We start from the raw sequence: 23308 nt of genomic DNA, 5'->3' as shown, positions 1-23308 counted from the left end.
GATGGCACGCCAGCAGGGGTTGTTCGCCCTGATCCTGGCTCTGGCGATCGCCGCCGGAGCCGTTCTGTTCAGCTTCCCCCTTCAGCTCGGGCTCGATCTGCGTGGAGGAAGTCAGCTCACCCTGCAGGTGCTTCCGGCCGGTGCGATCAAGACCGTGCAGCGGGAGCAGCTCGAGGCTGTCAAGGAGGTGCTCGACCGCCGCGTCAACGGACTGGGCGTGGCCGAATCCACCCTGCAGACCATCGGTGACGACCAGCTGGTGCTGCAGCTTCCGGGCGAACAGGACCCCACCAGGGCCGCCAAGGTGTTCGGCACCACGGCCCTGCTGGAATTCCGCGCCCAGAAGCCCGGTACCGAGCGGGAGATGCAGGGGCTTCTGCGGCTCAAACGCCAGGCCCAGTCGGTTCTTGACCTCAGCCGGCGCCGTACCTCTGCGGAACCAGCACAGCCTGCGGCGCCAGGCCAACCCCCTGCACAGACCCCGAGCTTCCCAGCCGAGGATCTGGCCAAGGCCCTGCGCGAGCTCGGGGTGTCGGTGCCGCCGGGGGCTGGGGAAACCGAGCAGATCGAAGCCCTGCTGGATGAAGTGAACAAACGTGTGGTGGCGCTCTACGAACCGGCCGCCCTCACCGGCAAGGACCTGGTCACGGCGGGCCGCCAGCAGCAACAGACCGGCACCGGCTGGGATGTGACCCTCAACTTCAACCGCCAGGGAGGTGAGGCCTTCGCCAAGCTCACCCAGTCGATCGCGGGCAGCAACCGGCTGCTGGGCATCGTGCTCGATGGCCGCTCGATCAGCGAAGCCTCCGTGAGCCAGGAGTTCGCCGCGGCCGGAATCACCGGAGGCGCCGCCAGCATCACGGGCAATTTCACGGCCGAAGAGGCCCGCGATCTGGAGGTGCAACTCCGGGGCGGCTCTCTGCCCCTGCCCGTGAAGATCATTGAGGTGCGCACCGTCGGCCCGCTGCTCGGGGCTGAGAACATCCGCACCAGTCTGGTGGCTGCCCTCGCGGGTCTGGCCCTGGTCGCGGTCTTCATGGTGGTGGTCTACCGGCTGCCCGGGGCCGTGGCCGTCGTGGCCCTCAGCCTCTACGCCCTCTTCAACCTGGCCACCTACGCCCTGATCCCCGTGACCCTCACCCTGCCGGGCATTGCCGGCTTCATCCTCTCGATCGGCATGGCGGTGGACGCCAATGTGCTGATTTTCGAGCGGGTGAAGGAGGAGCTGCGCTCGGGCAACACCCTGATCCGCTCGATCGACGGTGGCTTCTCGCTGGCCTTCAGCTCGATCCTCGATGGTCACGTCACCGGGCTGATCAGCTGCATCGCCCTTTTTGCCCTGGGAACAGGCCTGGTCAAAGGCTTTGCCGTCACCCTCGGCATCGGTCTGCTGCTCAGCCTGTTCACCGCCCTCTCCTGCACGCGCGTGCTCCTGCGACTGATGATGAGCTACCCGACCCTGCGCCGGACCACTTACTTCCTGCCCAGCCGCCAGCTGACCTCGCCAGCCGCCTGAGCAACCCATGACCACTTCCCCATCGGGACCGGCAGCATTGCCGAAGATCCAGTACTTCCGCATCACCCGCCACCGGCGCATCGCCTGGTGGGGCTCGGCTGTGGCCTGTCTGATCAGCCTGATCGGCATCGGCCTGTGCTGGCTCAACCCCGCCATCGGCGCCCCGCTCAAACCCGGCCTCGACTTCACCGGTGGCACCCGCATCCAGCTGGAGAGGGCCTGCGCGCCCAACTGCCCAGCGATCACCGTTCCCCAGGTGGAGGAGCGACTCGGCGACCTGAAGCTGCCCGAAGAGGGTGGTGCGGCCGCCCCGGACCTGCGCGGCGCACCGGTGCAGGTGCTGGATCAGGGGCGCTCGATCGAGCTGCGACTTCCCAGCCTCAGCGCCGAGCAGGGCAACGCTGTGATCAGCCAGCTGGCTGGCAGCCTGGGGCCGTTCAAGGATGGCGGCACCTCCGTGGACACCATCGGCCCCACCCTCGGCGATCAGCTGCTGCGCAGCAGCCTCCTCTCCCTGCTGGTGAGCTTCGCGGCCATCGCCCTCTACATCACCCTCCGCTACGACAGGGTTTTCGCCTTCCTGGCGATCCTCTGCCTGGCCCACGACGTGCTGATCACCACAGGGCTGTTCGCCTGGCTCGGACTGCTGCTGGGTGTGGAAGTGGATTCCCTCTTCGCCGTGGCTCTGATCACCGTGGCTGGGTACTCCGTCAATGACACCGTGGTGGTCTTCGACCGGATCCGTGAGCAGAAAACAAGCCTGGGTGCCTTCCCCTTCAGCGATCAGGTGGATGTGGCGGTCGATGCCACCCTGACCCGCTCTCTCTACACCTCGCTCACCACCCTGCTGCCCCTGCTGGCGATTCTGTTCTTCGGTGGCAGCAGCCTGTTCTGGTTCTCCGTGGCGCTCACCGCGGGGATCAGCGTCGGCAGCTGGTCCAGCATCGGCGTGGCCCCCACCCTGCTGCCCCTGCTCAGCGGCAAGGGGTTCGTGGGATCAGCTCCAGAAGACGGATCGGCCCCTGCCGGCGCGGCTTGATGCGGCGCCTCCCGCCGCTCATCCCCGTGCTGCTGGCTCTCCTGGCCTTCGGCGACCTCAGTTCGGAACTGCGGCTGCTGGTCGACCATTTCACCTGGTCGTCCCTGTTCACGGCGATCCAGCAGCATCCCCTGGCCGTGGCCGTGCTGCTGCTCACCCCCAGCCTGACCAGGCACTACCGCTGATCAGGTCCAGCGGTCCATCACCTGCTCCACCAGCACCCGCTGGAAGACCACCTGCAGCACCACCACCAGCGGCAGAGCCAGCAGCACTCCCGGCAGCCCCAGCAGGGCACCGAGGCTCAGCTGGGCCATCAGGGCCACCGTGGGCAGCAGGTTGACCGTGCGGCTGAGCAGCAGCGGAGTGAGCACGAACGCTTCCGCGTTCTGCAGCATCAGGCGCAGCACCAGCACCTGGACCACCTTGGCCGGGGAGATCAGCAGGGCCACCGCCAGAGGCAGAGCCGTGGCCACCGTCGGGCCGATCGTGGGCACGAAGGTGAGCAGACCGCAGACCAGCCCGCTCAGCAGGGCCAGGGGCACCCTCAGCAGCGCCAGGCCGGCCCAGGTGAGCAGAAACACCGTCACCGCCGAGATGGTCATCCCCGCCAGCCAGCCGCCGAGGGCCTCGCGCGCCTCCCGCAGCAGCGATTGCATCGACGGACGCCAGAACAGCGGGGTGGCCGCCAGCACCAGCCGCTGGTGAGGCCGTGGATCCAGGGCCAGAAGAATCGCCAGCAGCACCATCAGCAGGATCTGGATGGTGGAATTGGCGGCGCCCTCCGCAACCCCCAGGAGCTGGGTGCCCAGGGGCTGAAGCTTGTCCCAGGTGGCCAGCTCCAGCAACCGTTCCTCGAAGCTGCGAAAGGCCATGGAGCCACCGGCCAGATCACCCAGACGCTGCAGGAGCACAGGCAGAAGCTGCGTGAACTGATCGGCCTGCTGCAGCAGCTCGGGCAGCAACAGCTCCGAGACCTTCCAGCCCACCAGGCCCAGGGCCACGATCACCAGGATCACGGCACTGGGGCGGTTCAGGGGCAGCCGGCGACGCAGCAGGCTCACGGGCACATCCAGCGCCACGGCCAGCACCACAGCCCCGAAGAGCACCAGCAGCACCCAGCGCAGTTCCCACACCAGCAGGGCCAGCAGCACAAGGGCGAGGGTCCCCAGGAGGGCTCGGCCGTTCATGGGGACAACCGCTGGCGTTTCCAGGGATCGAGGATGTCGTGGATGAGCACCTCACGCACGATCACCTGCACACACACCGCCATCGGCAGGGCCAGGAGCAGGCCCAGCGGACCGAAGATCACGGTGAACAGGAACTGGGCGGTGAGGGTGAGACCCGGCAGCAGTCGAAGTTTGGCGTGCATCACCGACGGGGTGATCACGTAGCTCTCCAGGTGCTGCACCACCACGTAGAGCCCGAGAACGGCCGGGACTTTCCAGGGGTCGTCGAGCAGGGCCACCGCCATGGGGAAGATCGTGCTCAGCGTGGGGCCCACGTTGGGGATCACGTTGAGCAGACCTGCCAGCAGGGCGTTGGCCACCACCAGCTTCACCCCCAGCAGCGACAGGCCGAGACCCGCCAGCAGGGCCACGCAGACCGAGCTGATGGCGACTCCCACCATCCAGTTGCTCAGAGCCGCACCGCAGAGGTCGAGCACCTGGCGCAGACGCCGTCGGTAGAAGGAGGGAGCCAGCAGCACCAGCACATCGCGGTAGGCGGTGGGCTGAACGGCGAGCATCAGACTCACCGCCACGACGAAAACCAGTTGCAGAGTGCCGCTGCCCAGGTTGCTCGCCAGACCCAGCAGCCGCAGGGCGCCGCTGCCCAGCCCGCCGGCCAGCACATCGGGGCTGGGCCCCCTGGCCGGCCAGAGCTGCTGAAGCCACTCCAGCGAGCCGTCATGGCGGCCGTACAGCACCCGGCTGACATGGGCCAGCATCCGGCGGGCCAGACCGATCAGCACATCCGCCGCATCGGGCAGCTTGACCAGCAGCTCGGTGAACTGCTCCACGAAGGGAGGGATCAGCACCGCACCGCCCACCACCACCACCAGGGCCACGGCCCCCAGGCTGATGGTCAGAGCAAGGGGCCTGGAGCAATCCAACCGCGACCGCACGGCACCCACCAATGTGCAGATCGCCATGGCCAGCACCACGGCAGCGAAGAGCTGCAGCAGCAAACCGCGCAGGCTCCAGAGAAGGCCAGCGGCGGTGATGATGGCCGCCAGGCCCAGCCAGTGCCCGAATTTCAAGCGTCCTCGGGCTCGCCCTCAGCGGCCGGTCCGGGGGTGGCCCCGTCCTCCTCGGTGTCACCGTCCTTTTCGGCGAAACCGAGTCCATGGCCGGCGGCGTAGCGCTCGGCGAAACGCATGAACCGGTCGAAATCCTCTTCCGTCTTCCAGGTGTAGGTGGCCTCGAGGGCACTGGGTTTGCCGTTCACGAACCGGGCCTTCACCTCCCGGGTGACCAGTTCACCTTCCTCATCAAGCAGGAACATCCCGGTGATGTCGCCCATGGTTTCAGGAGCCAGCGCCTGGGGTTGCTCGAACACGAACATGGCCTGGCCGGTTCGTCCATCACGGGAGCGGGTCAGGCGGATATCGGGAATCACGGGCTCGTCCACCCCGCGGAAGAACTGAATGGCCGTCATCGGGGTGGGGCAAAGTCCGATCCTAAGCAGACCCTCCGATCACGCCTTCACAGTTCACACGGACTTGATCCTTCTTGGTTCAGGAGCATGGTGGCGGAGCGCTCCTCGTCCCAGTCATGGAGGTCGAGGGAGCGATGGGCGGAGCAGGGATCCGTTCGCTTGCGCTGGCGCTCCAGCTCATGGTCGTAACAGCGGTCGTAGTAGTCGAGCATCCAGCGGCAGGCCTCGGTCCAGTCGCGTCGCTCGATCGCCGCCAGGGCCTCCTGGGTGCGGACAGGCCCCAGCCGCCGGGCGATCCTCCTGGTCGCCTCCGCCAGGTCATCGGCCTCCTGAACCCCATAGACCGCCACCAGCCGTCTCAGCCGTTCCCCCAGGGGACGGCTGATCTCCAGCACCGGAGCACTTTGCATCTGCCGCCAGAGACCCACCGGGATGCGGCAGCGACCCACCTGGGCACTTTCAGCCTCCAGCCAGATCTCATCGGCATCCGCGCAGGTGGCGAGCGCCGCTGCCAGGCGGTTCTCGAAGTGCTCACTGCTGGGCTGGGGGGGCAGGCCCAGCCCGCCGAAGCTGCTGCCGCGGTGATGGGCCAGTCCTTCGAGATCGACCACCGCCACCCCGCGGCGGGCCAGTTCCAGCAACAGGTCGGTCTTGCCCGTACCGGTGCGCCCGCCCAGCAGCCTCAGGGGCCAGGGGCGCTCGAAGCTCGTCAGCACCCAGTGGCGGTACGCCTTGTATCCCCCCTCCAGCAACTGCACCGACAGACCCAGGGTTTCGGCCAGCCAGCCGACGCTGGCCGAGCGCATGCCGCCACGCCAGCAGTGGATGCGCAAGGGCCCACCTCCGGCGGCCTTATGGTGCGCGAGCAGTCCATCGCCCAGGGCCGCCAGCTTCGGGCCCACCAGCGCCAGCCCCGCTTGAACCGCCGGCTGGGAACCCCGCTGCTTGTAGGTCAGTCCCACCTCGGCCCGCTCGAGGTCGCTGAACAGCGGCAGATTGATGGCCCCGGGAATGTGAGCCTTGGCGAACTCCGCCGGGCTGCGCACGTCCAGCAGCGCTCCTCCACCTGCCAGGAAGGCGTCGATCGCCAGCCACGACGCCATCGCGCCCCACCTTGAAGGACCTTGCCTGACATAGTGGGCCCACGCCGGCCCGGCTCAGGCCCGCCGAACTTCATGCTTTCCGGTCCACCCGCTTCCGCCACAGCCAGCGCCGAACAGCTGCTCGAGCGTTTCAGCTCCAGCTCCCCGCGCCAGCGGCGGAGCCTGCTCCCCCAGATCGAGGCCCGAGCCCAGGAGCTGCGCCCCCTGCTGCTCGAGGCCCTCAGCCACCATGATCCCGACGCTGACGACTGGATCGCCGGTCTCTGGGTCCAGATGCTTCTGGCCGTGGACGACAGCCACAGGCAGACCTTGCTCGAGCGCCATCCAGGAGGATGGCTGACCGTCGCCAGTGCTGGCGGCATCGACTACGGGCCCCTGCAGGAAGCCCTGTCCCTGCGTTCCTTCGAGCTGGCGGATCGCATCACCAGCGAGGTGCTTCGGCAACTGGCCGGAGCGGAGGCGGTCCGGCGCGGCTACGTCTATTACAGCGAGGTGGCCCCCATGCCCGGCCTCGATCTCACCAGCCTCGATCGGCTCTGGGTCTGCTACTCAAGGGGCCGCTACGGCTTTTCCGTCCAGGGGCGGCTGCTGAGAGCCTGCAACGGCCGCTGGGACCAGCTCTGGCCGAGGTTGGGCTGGAAGAACGAGGGCACGTGGACCCGTTACCCCAGTGCGTTCCAGTGGAACCTGGAGGCGCCGGAGGGACACATGCCGCTGATCAACCAGTTGCGCGGTGTGCGTCTGATGGATGCGCTGCTCAATCACCCGGCTGTGCAACAACGAATCAGCACCGGCTGAGCCTGGGGTGGCCCGGAGCGTTAGGGTCAAATCGAGCCATGGTTGGTGTGGATGCTTCGGCGCCTGATCAGTCCGCTGCGGTGGACCGACTTCATCACTCCCTCCACCCTTCAGCTGGCTCCCCTGCTGGAACTGCTGCTGGAGCCGATGGCCACGGCGGCCAACCTGGCTGAGCTGCAGCTGGGCCTGCAGGAGGCACTGGTGAATGCTGTGCGCCACGGCAACGGTGGCGATCCACGCAAATGTCTCCGCATCCGCCGCATCCTCACGCCCAACTGGGTGATCTGGCAGATCCAGGATGAGGGGTGCGGAGTCCCGGCCTGTGCCCGCACAAGTGTCCTGCCCGAGCGCAGCGATGCCTGCTGCGGCCGGGGGTTCTTCCTGATTCACCACTGCTTCGATGACGTGCGCTGGAGTGAGCGCGGCAACCGGCTTCAGCTCGCCGCCCAGCGGCAGCGGCACCGGGCCTGACCTGCAGTCCTTCCTGAAACCCGTAATCCTGAATCAGTGGCCGTGGCTGGGACAGCCGGGATCGCGCAGATCCCCCTTCAGCCAGGCCAGACCATGCTCGAGCAGTTCGATCGCCCGATGCTGGGCGTCACCCTCGAGGCGATGGGGGGAGCTGTCCTCAGCGAGAAGGTGCACCAGGGCAGCCGCCACCTGCTCGGCAGCCCGCCTGGGCTTGTGCCCTTTCTGGGCATGCCAGTCGCGGCCATCGATGGCGAGGAGCCTCTGCAGCTCCACCGCCAGCTCACGGCTGGTGGCCGGCCAGGTCTGGGGAGATCCGCTCCGTGTGGTGGCAGCGGGCGCTGAGGGAAGCGGCACTGGACGGGAGACAGCGTGGGGATCCATCCTGACGCGATGGCCAACCCTTCGCGGCGTCGATCCTCCCGTTCGCTCCACCGGCAGGACCGCCGGAGCTCCGGCTGGCTGCATGGGCTCTCAAGCCTGCTCACCATCGCGAGCCAGGGGGAGAGGCTGGCCGCCCAGGAGCGCTCCAGTCAGATGGACCTCTCCTGCTCCGGCAGGCGGCTGAGCCAGCGGCTCGAACTGGCTCAGCGATTGCTGGATCCCCTGCCGGTCCCCCTGCGGATCGGTCGCTGGCAGGATCAGGTGCTCTGGCGGGCCCTGCGCTGGGGCGGGGTCGGGCTGATCCTGGCCTGGTGGTTGCTGCGCTAGGCGGCCAGCGCCAGCACGGGGGCCTCCTCGACCACTTCCACCAGATAGGGACTGCCCGCGCCGAACAGAGCACCGCTGGAGAACAGGACGTCCTTGGTGGGAGCCGGCAGTGTGGGCTGGAGCTGGCCACTGCGCCAGGAGTGGTACAGCGAACGGCGGTGGCGGTCTTCCTGGAGAACGAGCCTGTCGGCACCCAGGCTTGGGCTCTCACCCGGCAGCAGAGGCGTGCGCAGGCGGATGCCGAAGCCGTGGGCTTCGATCTGGACATGTCCTTCCATCAGAACCGTCTGGAAGGACCAGCCCTGCAACCAGCGCAGATGAAAGGGATTGGACATCGGAGCACGGCACACAGATGAGCTGAAAGCTATTCACATTCCTCAGCACCTGCCAGGGAGGAACGATCGATGTGCTGCAGCGCTGACGCCGCTCAGGCCAGAGGTTTGGTGGCGGACCAGACCCGGGTCATGAAATGGGACCGGGCGCTGATCCCGCTGAAGCCCGCCTGAGCCAGGCGTGCATCGATGTCATCGGAGATGTAATCGCGGTAGTAAGGCTCATGGAAGGAGCGGCGGAAATTCTCCAGCGCCGCTGAGAATTCCGGGGAATCAGCCAGCTGGATCGAATCGGCCAGCACCAGCACTCCGCCCGGCTCGATCACCCGGAAGCACTCCTGCAGCACATTCTGACGGGCTTCGGCGGGGAGCTCATGGAACAGGAACACACAGCTCACCGCCTGGAACGTGGCATCGGCGAAGGGAAGCGACTCGGCATTGCCCTGCACGAGCTGGGGCAACTCTCCCGGCAACTGGCTCAGGCAACGGTTGGCTTCGCGCAGGTACGACGCCGAGAGGTCGAGGCCCACCAGCTGGATCTCCCCCAGACCACCGCGAAGCTGACGCAGGGTGCGGCCGGTGCCGGTGGCCACATCCAGAAGACGCAGCTGCCTGGGTGAGCGCTGGGCGAAGGCACGCAGCCCCCGCTGGAGGGGGGCGATCAGGCGGCGACGCATGGCATCGGCGCAGCCGTTGAAGAGGATTTCGACCTGCAGGTCGTAGAGGGCCGCGGAATGGTCGCTCAGATAGCCATCGGTCTGGTGGTGGAAGTTCTGCAGGTAATAGGCGGGGTAATCCTCAGGACGCACATCCCGGGGCAGATCCCGCACCTTGCGCTGGGTGCGGCGGTTCCACTGAAGCGGGGTGTCCAGCCAGACCAGGGGGTAGCGCGCCGCCCAGTCGAGCCAGGGGGCATCGAAGAGCAGGGAAGGGGGGTAGAGGCCACTCTCGGCGTCCTGCCAGTCGGTCTCAAGCAACCGGTCCATGGAGGCCTTGAGCGCCAGGCCCATCTGTGCGGGCACCGGCACCGTCTGGGGAGCCCCCTGGGGATCGACCAGGCGCATGAGCCGACCGCCCAGCTCCTTGTGGGCCAGACCCATGATCGTCTTGCCCTGCTGCAGGGCCTGATAGGCGAACTTGCTGACGGTGTCGGGCATGGGGTGCCGGGGAAGAGGCGGCGTTCAAGGCTCTTCATTTCAGCCGATCCGCCTGGCCGCTGCGAGGTTCAGCCGTCGTAGTAAAGGCTGAACTCGTAGGGATGGGGCCGTTGCCGCAGCTGCTGCACCTCCTCGGATTTGAGGGCGATCCAGGTGCTGATGAAGTCTTCGCTGAACACCTCCCCGGCCAGCAGGTACTCATGGTCGGCCTCGAGGGCGGCCAGCACCCCCTCGAGAGAGGCGGGCACCGTGGCGATCTGCTCCAGGTCTGCCGGGGACAGCTCGAACAGGTCACGATCCACGGCGTCGCCAGGATCGATCTGCTGGCGGATGCCATCCAGTCCAGCCATCAGCATCGCGGAGAACGCCAGGTAAGGATTCGCCATGGCATCGCCGCTGCGGAACTCCAGGCGCTTGGCCCGGGGGTTGTCCCCGCTGAGGGGAATGCGCACCGCCGCGGAGCGGTTGCCCTGGGAATAGACGAGGTTCACGGGTGCCTCGAAGCCCGGCACCAGGCGTTTGTAGCTGTTGGTGGTGGGGTTGGTGAAGGCGAGGAAGCTGGGGGCATGCTTCAGCAGTCCTCCGATGTACCAGCGGGCCGTCTGGGAGAGATCCGCATAGGTGCCCAGTCCGAAGAACAGCGGCTGGCCGTCCCTCCAGAGGCTCTGGTGGACATGCATGCCGCTGCCGTTGTCGGCGAACACCGGCTTGGGCATGAAGGTGACGGAGCGGCCGTATCTGCGGGCCACATTGCGCACGACGTACTTGTAGATCATCACGTTGTCGGCTGCGCTGATCAGCTCGGCGAACCTCATGCCCAGCTCCTGCTGACCAGCGGCCGCCACCTCGTGGTGATGTTTCTCGATCGGCACACCCAGCTGACCCATGGTCAGCAACATCTCACTGCGGATGTCCTGAACGGTGTCACTCGGGGGAACGGGGGAATACCCCTCCTTGGCATTCATCTTGTAGGCCAGATTGCCGCCCTCCTCAAGCCGGCCGCTGTTCCAGGGAGCTTCGATCGAATCGACGCTGTAGAAACAGCCTCCCTCGCTGGAGCCGTAGCGGACGTCATCGAACAGGAAGAACTCGAGTTCAGGACCGAAATAGGCCGTATCGGCCAGGCCCGTGCCAGCCAGATGGACCAGGGCCCGCTGGGCCAGCGACCGCGGGCAACGCCCATAGGCCCCGCCGCTGCGGGGCTCCTGAATCGAGCAGATCAGGCTGAGGGTCTTGTGGCGGAGAAAGGGATCGATCCAGGCCGTGGCCGGATCGGGCACCATCGCCATGTCCGATTCATGGATCGCCTTCCAGCCCCGGATCGAGGAGCCATCGAAGGCCAGGCCCGTCAGGAACGACTCCTCGCTGAGCAGGTCGGCGCAGACGGTGAGGTGCTGCCATTTGCCATGGAGATCGGCGAACTTGAGATCGATCAGCTCGATGCCCTCGTCCCTGATCCGACGAAGCAGGTCCTGGGCTGGGTTGGCCATGGGGGCAGAGGCAGGCGGAAGGGAGGACGGAGATCGAAGCTTGGACCCGTGACGCGGGCCTTTGGTGTCCGTTGTAACGCTCGCCCCGGCCTGGATCAGAGGGGTGCCGCCGGCCCACGCTGCGTAACCGTTTCTGTCAGATTCGCCAGATCCCATGGCTGGACAGGGATCTGGCCAAACTCGGGTGCTAGCTTCCGCACCAGGTGAGACGATCTCAACGTCATGCGCGATGCCATCACCGGTCTGATCGGCCGGTATGACCAGCTGGGGCGCTATCTCGATCGCGACGCGATCGATCGCATCGCCACCTACCACTCCCAGGCTGAAGTACGGCTGGCAGCGGTGGAACTGATCAACCGGGAAGCGGCGGAGATCGTCCGGGATGCCAGCCGTCGCCTCTTCGAACAGGATCCGGAACTGCTGCTGCCCGGCGGCAATGCCTACACCACCCGCCGGCTGGCCGCCTGCCTGCGCGACATGGACTATTTCCTGCGCTACGCCAGTTATGCGCTGGTGGCCGATGACCCCACCATCCTCAATGAGCGCGTTCTCAACGGCCTCGACGACACCTACAAGAGCCTGGGCGTCCCCACCGGTCCCACGGTGCGCAGCATCGTTCTCCTGGGCGAAGTGCTGGCGGAGCGGCTCTCGGAAGCGGGTCTGGAGCCAGGGACTCTGATCAGCGCCCCGTTTGAGCACATGGCCCGCGGTCTGGCCGACACCAATGTCAGGGCCAGCTGAGGGCCGTTGGCTCACTGCTTAGGCTGACGTCCATCGATCCTCAGTTGCCCCGCAGGCTTTGGTCACCCTGTCCTCCTCCCCCTCCACCGCCGCGGCGCCTGCCGTCAGCGATCGCCATCGCCTGCACCTGGGGCCCATCGCCACCCCGGACCGGCTCCTGCTCGGTCCGGGACCGTCGAATGCCCACCCCACGGTGCTGAAGGCCCTCGCCCGCTCCCCGATCGGCCACCTGGATCCGCTCTACATCGATCTGATGGGAGAGGTGCAGGATCTGCTGCGCTACGCCTGGCAGACCGAGAACCGTCTCACCATTCCCATGAGCGGCACCGGCAGTGCCGCCATGGAGGCGACCCTGGCCAACACCGTGGAACCGGGCGACAAGGTGCTTGTGGCGGTGAAGGGCTACTTCGGCCTGCGCCTCGTCGACATGGCCGGGCGCTACCGGGCCGAGGTGGCCACGATCGAGCGACCCTGGGGAGAGGCCTTCACACTCGAGGAGATCGAGCAGGCGCTGGACAGCCATCGTCCGGCGATCCTGGCAATGGTTCACGCCGAAACCTCCACCGGTGTCTGCCAGCCGATGGAAGGGATCGGCGAGCTCTGCCGCCGCTATGACTGCCTGCTGCTGCTCGACACGGTCACATCCCTGGGGGCCGTGCCCCTCCACCTCGATGCCTGGGGTGTCGACCTGGCCTACAGCTGCAGCCAGAAAGGCCTGAGCTGCCCTCCGGGCCTCGGCCCCTTCACCATGGGGGAGCGGGCCGAAGCCAAGCTGGCCTCCCGCAGCGGCAAGGTGCCCAACTGGTATCTGGATGTCTCCCTGCTCAACCAGTACTGGGGCAGCAACCGGGTGTATCACCACACCGCCCCGGTGAACATGAATTTCGGCATGCGCGAAGCCCTGCGTCTGCTGGCCGACGAAGGCCTGGAGAACGCCTGGAGACGACACCGCCTCAATGCCGAGCGCCTCTGGACGGGCCTGGAGCGCCTTGGCCTCGAGCTGCATGTGCCGGACCATCTGCGCCTGCCCACCCTCACCACGGTGCGCATTCCCGAGGACGTGGATGGCAAGGCCTTCTCCCTGCATCTGCTCAACACCCACGGCATCGAGGTGGGCGGTGGACTCGGCGCCCTCGCCGGCAAGGTCTGGCGGATCGGCCTGATGGGCTACAACAGCCAGCCTGAGAACGTCGACCTGCTGCTCGACCTGCTGGAGACGGAACTTCCCGCCTTCCGTCAGTCAGCTCCGGTTGCCGCGATCGCCTGAGCCCGTCTCCGGCCCCTGAACCAGTTCTCCAGCAGCTCCCTGGCCTCCGGCTCACGCACACCGCCCATGACCTCCATGTGGTGATGGGCACTGGGGTCCTGCGCCAGGTTGAGACAGCCCCCCAGGGCTCCACGCTTGACGTCCCCTGCGGCGAACACCACCCGGCCCATGCGGGCCTGGATCAGGGCTCCGGCACACATCGGACAGGGCTCCAGGGTCACCAGCAGGCTGCAGGCGTTGAAACGCCAGTCTTGAATCAGGCGTGCGGCCTGGCTGAGTGCCACCAGTTCGGCATGGCCCAGGGGATCCTGTCCGGTCTGACGACGGTTCGTACCCCAGCCCAGAGCACGGCCGGCTCCATCAAGAACGACTGCCGCCACAGGAATCTCTCCAGCCTCGCCCGCCCGCCGGGCCATCCGCAGCAACCGCTCCATCCAGAGCTGCTGGCTGCCGATCGGCAGGGGGGCGGGTGGACGCATGGTCAGCGGCGTTGGCGGTGGGGGCCGCGGAGCGCGGACCACGAGACTGACAGCCCGGACTGCTCCCGTCACCAGAGACAATGATCTCCCCGACCGCCTTGCCCTTGGCCGTCACGCCACACCAGGAGCGGGCGCTCGATCCCCTGCCCTTCGCCTCACCGGACGTCTTCGACGCGGATCTGGAGGCCTTTCTCCAGGACGCCTCCCATCAGCTCTGCCGCTGGCTGGGAACGGCCGTGAGCCGTCCCCCTCTGCCGGGTCTCAGCCTGCTGCCGTCGGTGGAACCTGAAACCTCGGGGCTGGGTGCCGAGAGGCTGCTCGCGGATCTGCACCTGGTGATGGAGGGGGCCTACAACCCGAACCATCCAGGCGCCCTGGCCCATCTCGATCCCCCGCCCCTGAGCGCCTCGATGGTGGGAGACCTGATCTGTGCGGGTCTGAACAACAACCTGCTGGCCGAGGAGCTCTCCCCCTCCCTCAGCCGGCTGGAGCGGAGCCTGTGCGGCTGGCTGGCCCGGCAGCTGGGCCTGGGGGAGCACTCCGGCGGGGTGCCCGCCAGCGGCGGCAGCCTCAGCAATCTGATGGCCCTCGTGGCGGCACGGGAGAGCCGCGGCCTTCGCGGGGTTCCCGAGGCCGTGGTGCTCTGTGGCCTCGACAGTCACACCTCGCTGGAGAAGGCCGCGATGGTGATGGGTCTGCCGGCGGCAGCCCTGCAGCGCCTGCCCCTCGATGGCGACGGCCGCCTCGAGCCGGCGCTGGTGGCTGAGCGCCTGGAGTCCCTCAGCGCCGCTGGGATCCCGGTGATCGCCCTGGTGGCCACCGCCGGCACCACCGTGCGCGGGGCCGTGGATCCCCTGGTGGACCTCGCCAGCCTCTGCCGCCGCCACGGCATCTGGCTGCACGTCGATGCGGCGATCGGTGGGGTCCTCGGCCTGAGTGAGCGCCACCGCGATCGGGTCGAGGGTCTGGGGCTGGCTGATTCGATCACGATCAACCCCCAGAAGCTGCTGGGAATCACCAAGACCTCCTCGTTGCTGCTGCTGGCCGATCCCTGCGCCCTGGAACGCAGTTTCGCCACGGGTCTGCCCTACATGGAGCTGAGCCGCGAAGGGGGGCATGGAGGCGAGTGTGGCCTGCAGGGCAGCCGCAGCGCCGAGATTCTCAAGCTGTGGCTGGGCCTGCGCCAGCTGGGCCTCAATGGCATCGAGGCCGTGATCGAAGGAGCGATTCAGCGCCGCCGCCGCCTGCAGCAGCTGTTGCGTGGGGCCCGGGACTCGGGCGAACTCATCCTCCTCAGCGGGCCCCTGCACCTGCTGGCCTTCCGTCCCAGCCGGCTCGAGGCCTCTGGCTGCGAGCACTGGTCTCAGCACTGCCGCCAGCAGCTGCTGGCCCACGACCTGATGCTCTCCCGGCCCCGCTACCAGGGGAAACATCACCTCAAGGCGGTTCTGGGCAATCCCCACACCCAGGAGGAGCATCTCGAGCAGCTCGCCTCGGTGGTCATCCAGTCGTTGGGAACCGGGGAGCAGGAGTGAGACCGGAGCCACGGGCAACCGGCAGGATGCCAGCAGGGCAACCAGCCTCCAGGGGTGACAAGCCGTCGTGAACCCACAGCAACCATGAGCGATCAGCAGCCGCAGACCAACCCCCGCGGACGCTGGGTGGCGATCGTCACCGGAGCCCTCTCGATCCTGATCGGGGTGCTCTATCTCGGCCTGATCACGGTGCTCGACGCCCGGGGCCCCCTCCAGCCCCCTCCCCCCGAGGCCCTGGGCGTGGTGGCAGCTGCCGGTCCCGCCGGCGCTGCAGCGGTTCCACCACCCGACGCAGGGCCACCTCCAGAAAGCCGCGCAACGCCCCCTCCCGCCGATTGAGGTCGTACTGGCGTCGAACCACCTCCTGCAGCCCGCCATCGCCCCAGTCCTGGCCCTGCTCGAAGTAGGTGAGAAAGCTGAGGCCTGCAATCCGCGTCAGCCAGGCGGCACTGACTCCCTGCACCGCCTTGCTGACCACCAACGCCGGCAGGTTCAGACTCAGGGCTGTGGTGATCAGTCCCAGCCCCCCCTTGATCACCCCCAGGCCCGCCAGGGTGCGGCCCACGGAGAGGGCCAGATCCTGGCCCGCCTCCCGCGTCAGGGTCACCCCGTACACCCGGCCCAGCTCCACCACCATCTGGGCATTCACGGCGGCGGTACCGAGCAGATCCACCACCGGCAGGGGGTTCACCACCAGCACGCCGGCGCCGATCCACATGTAGCGATCGACAATGGCCTCCCCGTCCTGGCGACGCTGGCGCGAGAGCAGGGCGCGGCTGGCGTCACTGAGGCGCTGGCTCTGCAGCAGGATGTTGTCGGCGATCAGCTCCTCGCCGTCCTGGTGCAGCACCTCGGAGAGACGGCGCAGCAGGGCCTCCACTTCCGGCGCAGGCTGCAGCGGCCGACCGCCAGGTCTGGGGATCGACTGGGGCGCCGCGGCGGCGGGGATCACGTCCTCGCTGGCGATCCTGCCGGCACAGCGCTGGCGCAGCAGGGCCAGAAGGCGCCGCTCCTCCTCCTCGCCGCGCAGATCACATTTGTTCAGCACCAGCACCAGGCGCTTCCCGAGGCCGGCGAGGGCCTCGAACACCTGAAACTCCGCAGCCCTCAGATCGCCATCCACCACCAGTAGCAGCAGATCGGCCCGGGCCGCCTGTCTGCGGGCCTCACGCTCACGCTCCAGTCCGTCGTGGCCCGATTCGAGAATTCCCGGTGTATCCACCAGCTGCAGCCCCCTCTGCAGGCCCTTCAGACGTAACCGGTAGGTCTGACAGGTGGAGGTGGAGCCCATCGCGGCCCCCACCTCTCCCACCACCTGCTGGAGCAGGGCGCGGATCAGGGAGGTCTTCCCGGCCGAGCCACTGCCGAACACCACCAGCACCAGATCGCCACGGGCGAGTTCCGCCTCCACCCGGTCGCGCTCCTGGCGGAGGGCTTCGCGGGCCACCGCATCGCGGACCCGCTCCAGCACCGGATCGATGGCACGCAGCTGCTGACCGGCCGCCTCCTGGCGGCTGCTGGGGGCCGGGAGGGGTTGGTTGCCGGGGCCAGGGACCTTCCTGGGGTTGCGCCAGGCCCGCAGCCAGGGCCAGGCCAGGCGCAGCAGAACCACCGAGCCGCCGCCCAGCAGCAGCAGCAGCAGCGGACCCACCAGGACCGGCGGCAGCAGGTAGCTGAGCTGCCACACGAGGGTGTTGAACGCCTGCAGCAGCAGCGACACGGCCACGATCACGGCCAGCGCCGCGGCCGCCCAGATCCAGAGACGCAGGCGAGGCATCAGGGCTTCGCCGCGGGGGTGCCACGGCTCGGGGTCGCCTGACGCATGATGTCTCCCCAGAGGCCGGCAGCCAGAGCGCTGCTGCTGCGGGTGGGGCTGTTGTCATCGTTGCCCAGCCAGACGCCCATCACCCAGTGGCGACTGGGCTCGGAACCGATGAACAGGAGATCCCGGGCCCCGTTGGTGGTGCCGGTCTTTCCCCCTTCGTCGCCGCCGAGATACGCCGCCCGGCCGGTTCCGGAGCGCACCACGGCCTGGAGCAGCCCCTGCATGCTGCGGGCCACCTCGGGCTTGAGCACGCTGCGACCCGGCTGGATGGCCCGGTTCGGCTGACCTCCCTTGTTGCGCAACTGGCGGCATCGCTCGCTCTCGAGGCCCGCGCAGGTTTCGGCATCGGTGAGGCGGCGGATGGTGCTGGGGGCATGCCACACCCCGCCATTGGCCACGGCCGCATAGGCGGCCGTGAGCTCGATCAGCCGGACCTCGCTCTGGCCGAGGGTCAGGCCGGGCACCGGACTGAGGTTGGAACTGATGCCCAGATCCTGGGCTTGCTGCACCACCGCCTCCAGGCCCACCCGCCGGGCCAGGCGCAGGGCGGCGGTGTTGCTGCTGCTGGCGAAGGCCTGACGCAGGCTGAGGCTGCCGCCGCAGCCACTGGAGAAGGACTGACCACGCCAGCTCAGGGGACTGCAGCTGATGGCATCGCCAGGCCTGGCCCCTCGCTGCAGCGCCGCCAGGTAGGTGAAGAGCTTGAAGGTGCTGCCGGGCTGCCGCAGGGCCTGGCTGGCCCGGTTGTACTGACTGGTGCGGTAGTCGCGCCCGCCGGCGATGGCGATCACACCACCGCTGCGGCTGTCCAGCAGCACCACAGCCCCCTCGCTCACCCCCAGCGCGGCGGACGCGGCCAGTCGACGGCGCAGCTCCCGCTCCACCACCGCCTGCACCGGCGGATCAAGGTGGGTCTCCACCAGAAAATTCCCCTCCGCCGCCACATCCGGCCCCAGCAGCCGCTCCAGGTCGAGACGCACCTGGTCGGTGTAGTACGGCGCAGGCCGGCTGGTGCCGCTGCGGCAGGCCTGACTTCCCAGCTGAATGGGGCTGCGGCGGGAGCGGCGGGCCCGGTCGGCACTGAGACGGCCGCTGTCGGCCATCTTCAGCAGCACGACGTTCCTGGCCTCCAGGGCCGCCTGGGGGTTGACGCAGGGATCATGGCCGTTGGGGGAGGGCAGCAGGCCCACGAGCAGGGCCGCCTCCTCAAGGCTGAGCTGGGCCGCCGGCTTGGCGAAGTAGTGGCGGGCAGCATCTTCGAAGCCCCAACCCACCCCCAGATACACCCGGTTCAGATAACTCAGCAGCAGATCGCCCTTGCTGAACCGGGCCTCGAGCTGCAGGGCCACCAGCAGCTCCCGCCACTTGCGGATCAGCGTTTCACCCTGGCCCACCTGCTCGGGGTAGAGACTGCGGGCCAGTTGCTGGGTGAGGGTGCTCCCACCCTCCAGAACCCGACCTCCGAGCACGTTGGTGGCCAGGGCCCGGGCCGTGCCGATCGGATCCACCCCGGGGTGCCACCAGAAGCGGCTGTCCTCACTGGCGAGGAGCGCATCCACCAGGGCCGGCGGAAAATCAGAGAGGGCATCGTTTTCCCGGTGTTCGCTGGAGTCGGCGGAACTGAGGGGCCGGTTCAGGCGGTCGTAGAGGGCGAGGGGGCCGCGCACCGGCGCCAGGCTGCCCCGCACCGGAGTCCACAGGGAGGCCAGAGCCAGAAGCAGCAGACCTCCGGAACCCAGGCCGCCCAGCACCAGGGTGAGGCCGCGGGCAAGCCGCGGGCCCAGCGGGATGGGCTTGCGCTTGAACACCAGCTCGGGCAACCCCGGCTCCTCGGGGGGACCGAAGCGGACCACATCGCCATCCCGCAGCAGCAGGTCCCGGATCCGCCGGCCGCGCCAGAACAGTCCGTTGGTGGAGCCGCTGTCCCGGAGCAACCAGTGGTGTCCCACCGCTTCGAGCCGGGCGTGGTGCTTGCTGACAGCAGGATGGTCGAGGCTCAGCTCCAGACCAGGATCCCTGCCGAGGCGCACCGTCCTGCCGTGGAGGACCATCCGGCGCGGGGGCTGACCGTTCAGATGGATCTCGACCTGAGCGGTCGCCGGGCTCTCCAGCGCCACCAGCGCCCGTTTCAGGGCCTCAACGGCGCTCACGCTGGCGTCCCTCCCAGAGGTCCAGGATCAGGCAGAGCACCGCCAGGTTGATCGCCACATCGGCGAGGTTGAACACGGGGAACTGGACGGGAACCAGCTCGAGAAAATCGACCACTCCACCGATCCGCCAGCGGTCGAGACCATTGCCCACGGCCCCCCCCAGCAACGATCCGAGTCCAAGACGCTGCCAGCGTGGCAGAGACGGATGGCGCTGGATCCAGATCACCAGCAGCAGAGCCACCACCAGACTCACCACCCCCAGCCAGACGGTGTGGCCGGTGAGCAGGCTGAAGGCGGCGCCGGTGTTGAACACCAGCCGCAACCGCAGGAGCCCCGGGATCAGCGGTTCGGCCAGGCCCGAGGGCAAAGCGGCCGTGGCCCACGCCTTGCTGAGCTGATCGAGCAGCACCACCAACCCCGCCACGGTCCAGGCGAGGCGGCGGCCGGAGCTCCCCGCCCCGCTCATGGTTCCACCAGCAGGAGGCGCCGCAGGGGCCAGGCCAGCACCGCCACCCCGCAGCAGAGGAGCAGCTGGGGCAGCAGCGGTCCGAGGCTGTAGGCGACCAGCAGGTCGGGCAGCCCATTGGCCCATCGGCCCGCCAGAGCCCCGAGCAGGAGGTTGGCGATGCCACTGAGCTGAATGACCACAAGCCCGAAGAAGGCCGCTCCCAGCAAGCGCAGGAGCTCACCCATCCCCTCCTGGCGCGCCAGCCGCCCGGTCACCCAGGCCGCCGGCACGAATCCAGCCAGGTAGCCGAAGCCGGGATCCAGCAGGTAAGCCATGCCACCCCCGGAGTGGAACACCGGCAGCACCAGCAGACCGAGGCTGAGGTAGGCGACCGCCGCCAGCAGGGCCGGCCTGGGGCCGCAGACCAGGGCCGTGAGCAACAGAGCCGGCACCTGGGCGGTGACGGGCAGATCGAGCAGGCGCAGCCCTCCACCGGCCAGGGGCAGGGGAACAGCGGCCTGGATCAGACCCCCCATGATGATCAGCAGAAGCCCCACGAGGGCTCCACTCCAGTTGGCTAAGGCCCGCAAACGAAGGGTGACTGGCTGCACCCATCCTGCTGTAGTGGATGCCAGCTGAACAGCGGTGGCCATGAGCTCCCTCGATCTGCCCACCGATCACTGCGCCGACCCCATGGCCGAACCGCCGGAGCCTCAGCCGACGGACCCGAAGTCCACTCCAGCCGGTGAGCCCGGACGGGCCCCATTCAGCGTCGGGGACTGGGTCCGGATCAAGGACCGGATCACCTACCTCAAAACCGCCGATCCGATGCCGATGCTGCGCCCCCCCGATCTGGTCGATGGCGATGAAGCCGGCCAGGTGATGGCCCTGCGGGCGATCAACCAACTGGCGGTGCGCTTCCGGCGAGGCACGTTCCTGCTGGGTGCCGATCAGCTCAGTGCCTGCACTCCCGAGGGGCGGCCCAGGGGGTGAGCGCCCCAGATCTTCGCCGCGGCCCGAAGGGCCTGGGGCGGTCCGCAGAGGCTCAGGCTGGGCCGGCTGAGCAGTTGGCGGGCCACGCTGAGCAGGCTCTCGGGGGTGAGACTGCCGGCCCGCTCCAGCGACTCATCGGCGTAGGACCAGCCCAGGCCATGGCCCAGCACCATCGCCTGACGATCGGCGATCTGGCCGCAGGTCTGCCGGCCGGCGGCGGAGGCGCCGCGGAACTTGGCGATCGCCAGGGCCAGTTCCTCACCGCTGAGGGGCTGATCCAGCAGCCGCTGCCACTCCGAAAGCAGCTCCCTGGTGGCCTCCGCCGCCCGCTCGGCGGAACTGGAGAGGTGGAACACGAAGGGGGCAGCGCCACAGCGGGCCGGGGCGTGGACGCCCACGTCATAGGCCAGTCCGCGGTCTTCCCTCAGGGCCACGAACAGCCGGCTCGACATGCCCACTCCCAGATGGCACTGCAGCAGTCGCAGGGCCAGGGAGCGGGGATCGGCCAGGGGCACCGTGGCGGCCCCGAGCATCAGCACCAGCTGCTCGGTGTCCTGCTCCTCGAGCACGAGGCCGGGCACGTTCGCCGCCTCCGGACCGCTCAGCAGCGACGGTGATCGGCTGGTCCAGGCAGGGCTGCCGTGGGGTTGCAGCAACTCCTCGAGGGCATGGGGTGGCCTGCCCACCAGCACCAGGGCCGCCCCCTGGCTCCCCAGGTCCCCGGCGGCATCGAGCAGCTGGGGACGATCCAACCCGGCCAGCTCCGTCTCCACACCCAGGGGGTCATGGCCGTAGGGGCCCTGGCCATACAGGTGGGACCGCAGCTGATCGTGGGCCTGCTGGAAGGGGTCTTCGCGCAGGCGAGCGAGGGTCTGCAGGTTGAGCTGCCGCTCCAGGCTGCTCTGATCGGGATCGAGCCAGGGGCGCTGCACCATGACCCTCAGCAGCGGCAGCAGGGCGGGGGCATCGTCGCTGGCGCATTTCAGACTGATCACCAGGGCGTCTTCGCTCGCTTCGCAACGGAGTTCATCACCCAGGCCCTCCACCAGATCAGCCAGCTGGTCACCACTGAGGTCACCGCAGCCACGGCTGAGCAGGCCTGCCAGAAGCTGGGCCCGTCCGCGCTGGCCAGGGGGATCGGCGGCGCTGCCGCCACGGATCCAGAGCCTGGCGGAGAGGATCGCCGGACCCTCGCGACGCAGCACCGACACCGGACAGCCGCCGGGCAGCTTGAAGCGCTCGGGCTGGGGCAGGGGGGGAAGGGGGGTGGAGTGACTCATGCGGGCAGGGCCAGCAGGCGGCAGGCCCTCTCGGGGGCCAGCAGCGGCAGCAGCTCGGCGCCGAGGCGCTCCACGCTCCAGCGCTCCAGAAGCTCGAGGGGTTGGCGCAGGGGCTGCAGGCGCCCCCAGAGGCACTGGTGACCGATCAGACCCGCCACCGACGCCGCCGACTCCAGGCCAAAGCGGTACCCATTCGCCACCAGGCGCCGGGCGCGCTGCAACTCACTCTCCGGGGGCGGGGTGCAACAGATCTCCTGCCAGACCACGGCGATCTGCTCCTCCACCGCCGCCACCTGGTCCGGGGCGCAGACCGCCTCGAGCAGGGCCAGGCTGCCGGCCTCCAGCACATTCAGATCCAGATCGATGCTCTCCACCAGGCGAAGGTCTTCGCGCAGCCGCTGCACCAGTCGGCTGCGGCGACCTTCGGCCAGAAGGCTGGTGAGCAGATCGGCGCCGGCCACCCCCTCCTGATCGTCGGCGGCGGGAAGCTGCCAGGCCATCAGCAGGCGGGCCGCCTCCAGCCGTGGCAGCCGCAGTTCATGGACACCGGGGCGGAGCTCCATGGTTGGGTCTGGTGGCGATGGCGAGGCCAGGGGTTCAAGGCCGGCCAGGGCACTGTCCGCCAGCAGGGACTCGATCGGCAGCTGATCGATGGCGCCGGCCAGGGCCAGGCTGCAGCGCCGGGGCCGGTAGGCGTTGCTGTGAAACGAGGCCATCCCCTCGGGAGTCTGAGCCTTGAGGGCTTGGCGGTCTCCCAGGATCGGCCGGCCGTAGGGGTGATGGGGACAGGCCAGGGCGAGCAGGCGCTGGAAGGCCACCTCCTCGGGCTGATCCTCACTCTGGGCCAGCTCTTCGAGCACCACCTGACGCTCCATCCGGAAATCCCCGGGATCGAGCCGTGGCTTCAGCACCAGATCGAGCAGCAGCTCCAGCGCTTCGGCCACGGCCTCCGCCGGCACGAGCACGTGGTAATGCACATCGTCGAAGCCCGTGGCCGCGTTGCTGCTGCCGCCCAGCGACTCGATGCGGTGATCGAATTGCCCAGCTTCCAGGTGCTCGCTGCCCTTGAAGACCATGTGCTCCAGGAAGTGGGCCATCCCCTCCTGCCCGGGACCCTCACCGGCGCTGCCGGCCTGGCACCAGAAATCAAGACAGACCAGGGGAGCCTGCTCCTGCCTCAGGCTCACCACATCCACCCCATTGGCGAGGCGCAGGAGGCATGGATCCTCGAAGCTGTCGGCAGCCTGGAGCGGGGGTGGGGAGGGGAGGGGCAACGGCTGGGCCGAAAGGGCGTGGCAGGATCAACATTCTGCTGGCCGAG

25 protein-coding genes are annotated in these 23308 nt (G+C 68.4%); 10 read left to right on the top strand and 15 right to left on the bottom strand.

Going from position 1 to position 23308, the window contains the following annotated elements; translation table 11 throughout:
* Window position 1 precedes the first annotated feature (1 nt).
* Genes secD through VB734_RS07770 form a run of 3 tightly spaced genes read left to right on the top strand, consistent with a single transcriptional unit; the run spans window position 2 to window position 2740 of the window.
* Window positions 2-1516 (top strand): protein translocase subunit SecD, encoded by a 1515-nt coding sequence (gene secD / locus VB734_RS07780; protein WP_197163082.1) that lies wholly within the window; start codon window positions 2-4, stop codon window positions 1514-1516.
* A gap of 7 nt (window positions 1517-1523) precedes the next feature.
* The gene (gene secF / locus VB734_RS07775; RefSeq protein WP_197163080.1) at window positions 1524-2555 is read left to right on the top strand and encodes a protein translocase subunit SecF; all 1032 of its coding nucleotides are present in this window, start codon (window positions 1524-1526) and stop codon (window positions 2553-2555) included.
* Entirely contained in the window at window positions 2555-2740 is a 186-nt protein-coding gene (locus VB734_RS07770; protein WP_197163078.1) for a hypothetical protein, read from the top strand. The genes secF and VB734_RS07770 overlap by 1 nt, the downstream gene beginning before the upstream one ends.
* On the opposite strand, the gene VB734_RS07765 is transcribed toward VB734_RS07770, so the two are convergent.
* Genes VB734_RS07765 through mnmH form a run of 4 tightly spaced genes read right to left on the bottom strand, consistent with a single transcriptional unit; the run spans window position 2741 to window position 6313 of the window.
* Window positions 2741-3742 carry an AI-2E family transporter gene (locus VB734_RS07765; protein ID WP_322781717.1) on the bottom strand — a complete coding sequence of 334 codons (1002 nt, stop codon included), beginning with the start codon at window positions 3740-3742 and terminating at the stop codon, window positions 2741-2743. It abuts the gene before it with no gap.
* Window positions 3739-4812, bottom strand: coding sequence for an AI-2E family transporter (locus tag VB734_RS07760; protein ID WP_197163074.1), 1074 nt, complete (start codon window positions 4810-4812; stop codon window positions 3739-3741). The genes VB734_RS07765 and VB734_RS07760 overlap by 4 nt, the downstream gene beginning before the upstream one ends.
* A complete protein-coding gene (gene psb28 / locus VB734_RS07755; RefSeq protein ID WP_197163072.1) occupies window positions 4809-5210 on the bottom strand; it encodes a photosystem II reaction center protein Psb28 in 402 nt (133 codons plus the stop codon). The genes VB734_RS07760 and psb28 overlap by 4 nt, the downstream gene beginning before the upstream one ends.
* A gap of 47 nt (window positions 5211-5257) precedes the next feature.
* Complete coding sequence (mnmH, locus tag VB734_RS07750; protein WP_322781718.1) at window positions 5258-6313, bottom strand: tRNA 2-selenouridine(34) synthase MnmH; 1056 nt, start codon at window positions 6311-6313, stop codon at window positions 5258-5260.
* A gap of 72 nt (window positions 6314-6385) precedes the next feature.
* On the opposite strand from mnmH, the gene VB734_RS07745 reads away from it, so the two are divergent.
* Window positions 6386-7111, top strand: a complete 726-nt coding sequence (locus VB734_RS07745; protein ID WP_197163068.1) for a GUN4 domain-containing protein — start codon at window positions 6386-6388, stop codon at window positions 7109-7111.
* A 51-nt stretch (window positions 7112-7162) separates the two neighbouring features.
* Window positions 7163-7582 carry an ATP-binding protein gene (locus tag VB734_RS07740; RefSeq protein WP_197163066.1) on the top strand — a complete coding sequence of 140 codons (420 nt, stop codon included), beginning with the start codon at window positions 7163-7165 and terminating at the stop codon, window positions 7580-7582.
* 33 nt (window positions 7583-7615) lie between these two features.
* Here VB734_RS07740 and VB734_RS07735 read toward each other — a convergent pair whose 3' ends face one another.
* Window positions 7616-7963 (bottom strand): DUF6439 family protein, encoded by a 348-nt coding sequence (locus VB734_RS07735; RefSeq protein WP_197163064.1) that lies wholly within the window; start codon window positions 7961-7963, stop codon window positions 7616-7618.
* Between the two features lie 9 nt (window positions 7964-7972).
* On the opposite strand from VB734_RS07735, the gene VB734_RS07730 reads away from it, so the two are divergent.
* Complete coding sequence (locus VB734_RS07730) at window positions 7973-8290, top strand: hypothetical protein (RefSeq protein ID WP_231594643.1); 318 nt, start codon at window positions 7973-7975, stop codon at window positions 8288-8290.
* On the opposite strand, the gene VB734_RS07725 is transcribed toward VB734_RS07730, so the two are convergent.
* The 3 genes from VB734_RS07725 to glnA all read right to left on the bottom strand — a co-directional run bounded on the left by VB734_RS07725 (window position 8287) and on the right by glnA (window position 11269).
* Window positions 8287-8625 carry a copper-binding protein gene (locus VB734_RS07725; RefSeq protein ID WP_197163063.1) on the bottom strand — a complete coding sequence of 113 codons (339 nt, stop codon included), beginning with the start codon at window positions 8623-8625 and terminating at the stop codon, window positions 8287-8289. The two genes, VB734_RS07730 and VB734_RS07725, sit on opposite strands and share 4 nt — an antisense overlap.
* A 92-nt stretch (window positions 8626-8717) precedes the next feature.
* Complete coding sequence (locus VB734_RS07720) at window positions 8718-9779, bottom strand: class I SAM-dependent methyltransferase (protein WP_197163061.1); 1062 nt, start codon at window positions 9777-9779, stop codon at window positions 8718-8720.
* Between the two features lie 68 nt (window positions 9780-9847).
* Window positions 9848-11269: a type I glutamate--ammonia ligase gene (gene glnA, locus VB734_RS07715; RefSeq protein WP_322781719.1), complete on the bottom strand. Its 1422-nt coding sequence runs from the start codon at window positions 11267-11269 to the stop codon at window positions 9848-9850.
* 222 nt (window positions 11270-11491) lie between these two features.
* On the opposite strand from glnA, the gene VB734_RS07710 reads away from it, so the two are divergent.
* Complete coding sequence (locus tag VB734_RS07710) at window positions 11492-12010, top strand: allophycocyanin subunit beta (RefSeq protein ID WP_197163057.1); 519 nt, start codon at window positions 11492-11494, stop codon at window positions 12008-12010.
* A gap of 58 nt (window positions 12011-12068) precedes the next feature.
* Window positions 12069-13277 carry an alanine--glyoxylate aminotransferase family protein gene (locus tag VB734_RS07705; protein ID WP_322781720.1) on the top strand — a complete coding sequence of 403 codons (1209 nt, stop codon included), beginning with the start codon at window positions 12069-12071 and terminating at the stop codon, window positions 13275-13277.
* Here the strand turns inward: VB734_RS07705 and VB734_RS07700 are convergent.
* The gene (locus VB734_RS07700; RefSeq protein ID WP_197163055.1) at window positions 13247-13756 is read right to left on the bottom strand and encodes a nucleoside deaminase; all 510 of its coding nucleotides are present in this window, start codon (window positions 13754-13756) and stop codon (window positions 13247-13249) included. The two genes, VB734_RS07705 and VB734_RS07700, sit on opposite strands and share 31 nt — an antisense overlap.
* 80 nt (window positions 13757-13836) lie before the next feature.
* Here VB734_RS07700 and VB734_RS07695 point away from each other — a divergent pair, with 80 nt between their 5' ends.
* Entirely contained in the window at window positions 13837-15291 is a 1455-nt protein-coding gene (locus tag VB734_RS07695; protein ID WP_197163053.1) for a pyridoxal phosphate-dependent decarboxylase family protein, read from the top strand.
* A 184-nt stretch (window positions 15292-15475) separates the two neighbouring features.
* On the opposite strand, the gene VB734_RS07690 is transcribed toward VB734_RS07695, so the two are convergent.
* From VB734_RS07690 to VB734_RS07675, 4 genes are read right to left on the bottom strand one after another with little or no spacing between them, the layout of a single operon-like run.
* Entirely contained in the window at window positions 15476-17068 is a 1593-nt protein-coding gene (locus VB734_RS07690) for a DUF697 domain-containing protein (protein WP_197163051.1), read from the bottom strand.
* Entirely contained in the window at window positions 17068-19266 is a 2199-nt protein-coding gene (locus VB734_RS07685; protein ID WP_197163049.1) for a transglycosylase domain-containing protein, read from the bottom strand. The genes VB734_RS07690 and VB734_RS07685 overlap by 1 nt, the downstream gene beginning before the upstream one ends.
* Complete coding sequence (gene lspA, locus VB734_RS07680) at window positions 19253-19732, bottom strand: signal peptidase II (RefSeq protein WP_197163039.1); 480 nt, start codon at window positions 19730-19732, stop codon at window positions 19253-19255. The genes VB734_RS07685 and lspA overlap by 14 nt, the downstream gene beginning before the upstream one ends.
* On the bottom strand, window positions 19729-20304 hold the full coding sequence (locus VB734_RS07675; protein ID WP_197163037.1) for a biotin transporter BioY: 576 nt from the start codon (window positions 20302-20304) through the stop codon (window positions 19729-19731). Before VB734_RS07675 ends, lspA begins: the two co-directional genes overlap by 4 nt.
* A gap of 61 nt (window positions 20305-20365) precedes the next feature.
* Here VB734_RS07675 and VB734_RS07670 point away from each other — a divergent pair, with 61 nt between their 5' ends.
* Window positions 20366-20707, top strand: a complete 342-nt coding sequence (locus VB734_RS07670) for an NAD(P)H dehydrogenase assembly family protein (RefSeq protein WP_322781721.1) — start codon at window positions 20366-20368, stop codon at window positions 20705-20707.
* Here VB734_RS07670 and VB734_RS07665 read toward each other — a convergent pair.
* Entirely contained in the window at window positions 20665-21987 is a 1323-nt protein-coding gene (locus VB734_RS07665; protein ID WP_322781722.1) for a pitrilysin family protein, read from the bottom strand. The genes VB734_RS07670 and VB734_RS07665 overlap by 43 nt on opposite strands.
* Window positions 21984-23261, bottom strand: coding sequence for a pitrilysin family protein (locus VB734_RS07660; protein ID WP_322781723.1), 1278 nt, complete (start codon window positions 23259-23261; stop codon window positions 21984-21986). The genes VB734_RS07665 and VB734_RS07660 overlap by 4 nt, the downstream gene beginning before the upstream one ends.
* Window positions 23262-23308 lie beyond the last annotated feature (47 nt).

It is taken from the genome of Synechococcus sp. BA-124 BA4 (assembly GCF_034931165.1).
The sequence above is the reverse complement of the archived record's forward strand: the minus strand, read 5'-3'. Positions and strand labels throughout refer to the sequence as shown.

Coding starts and splice junctions, on each gene's coding strand:
- secD (WP_197163082.1), top strand. CDS start 2: ATGGCACGCCAGCAGGGGTTGTTCGCCCTGATCCTGGCTCTGGCGATC.
- secF (WP_197163080.1), top strand. CDS start 1,524: ATGACCACTTCCCCATCGGGACCGGCAGCATTGCCGAAGATCCAGTAC.
- VB734_RS07770 (WP_197163078.1), top strand. CDS start 2,555: ATGCGGCGCCTCCCGCCGCTCATCCCCGTGCTGCTGGCTCTCCTGGCC.
- VB734_RS07765 (WP_322781717.1), bottom strand. CDS start 3,742: ATGAACGGCCGAGCCCTCCTGGGGACCCTCGCCCTTGTGCTGCTGGCC.
- psb28 (WP_197163072.1), bottom strand. CDS start 5,210: ATGACGGCCATTCAGTTCTTCCGCGGGGTGGACGAGCCCGTGATTCCC.
- mnmH (WP_322781718.1), bottom strand. CDS start 6,313: ATGGCGTCGTGGCTGGCGATCGACGCCTTCCTGGCAGGTGGAGGAGCG.
- VB734_RS07745 (WP_197163068.1), top strand. CDS start 6,386: ATGCTTTCCGGTCCACCCGCTTCCGCCACAGCCAGCGCCGAACAGCTG.
- VB734_RS07740 (WP_197163066.1), top strand. CDS start 7,163: ATGCTTCGGCGCCTGATCAGTCCGCTGCGGTGGACCGACTTCATCACT.
- VB734_RS07735 (WP_197163064.1), bottom strand. CDS start 7,963: ATGGATCCCCACGCTGTCTCCCGTCCAGTGCCGCTTCCCTCAGCGCCC.
- VB734_RS07730 (WP_231594643.1), top strand. CDS start 7,973: ATGGCCAACCCTTCGCGGCGTCGATCCTCCCGTTCGCTCCACCGGCAG.
- VB734_RS07725 (WP_197163063.1), bottom strand. CDS start 8,625: ATGTCCAATCCCTTTCATCTGCGCTGGTTGCAGGGCTGGTCCTTCCAG.
- VB734_RS07720 (WP_197163061.1), bottom strand. CDS start 9,779: ATGCCCGACACCGTCAGCAAGTTCGCCTATCAGGCCCTGCAGCAGGGC.
- glnA (WP_322781719.1), bottom strand. CDS start 11,269: ATGGCCAACCCAGCCCAGGACCTGCTTCGTCGGATCAGGGACGAGGGC.
- VB734_RS07710 (WP_197163057.1), top strand. CDS start 11,492: ATGCGCGATGCCATCACCGGTCTGATCGGCCGGTATGACCAGCTGGGG.
- VB734_RS07700 (WP_197163055.1), bottom strand. CDS start 13,756: ATGCGTCCACCCGCCCCCCTGCCGATCGGCAGCCAGCAGCTCTGGATG.
- VB734_RS07695 (WP_197163053.1), top strand. CDS start 13,837: ATGATCTCCCCGACCGCCTTGCCCTTGGCCGTCACGCCACACCAGGAG.
- VB734_RS07690 (WP_197163051.1), bottom strand. CDS start 17,068: ATGCCTCGCCTGCGTCTCTGGATCTGGGCGGCCGCGGCGCTGGCCGTG.
- lspA (WP_197163039.1), bottom strand. CDS start 19,732: ATGAGCGGGGCGGGGAGCTCCGGCCGCCGCCTCGCCTGGACCGTGGCG.
- VB734_RS07670 (WP_322781721.1), top strand. CDS start 20,366: ATGAGCTCCCTCGATCTGCCCACCGATCACTGCGCCGACCCCATGGCC.
- VB734_RS07665 (WP_322781722.1), bottom strand. CDS start 21,987: ATGAGTCACTCCACCCCCCTTCCCCCCCTGCCCCAGCCCGAGCGCTTC.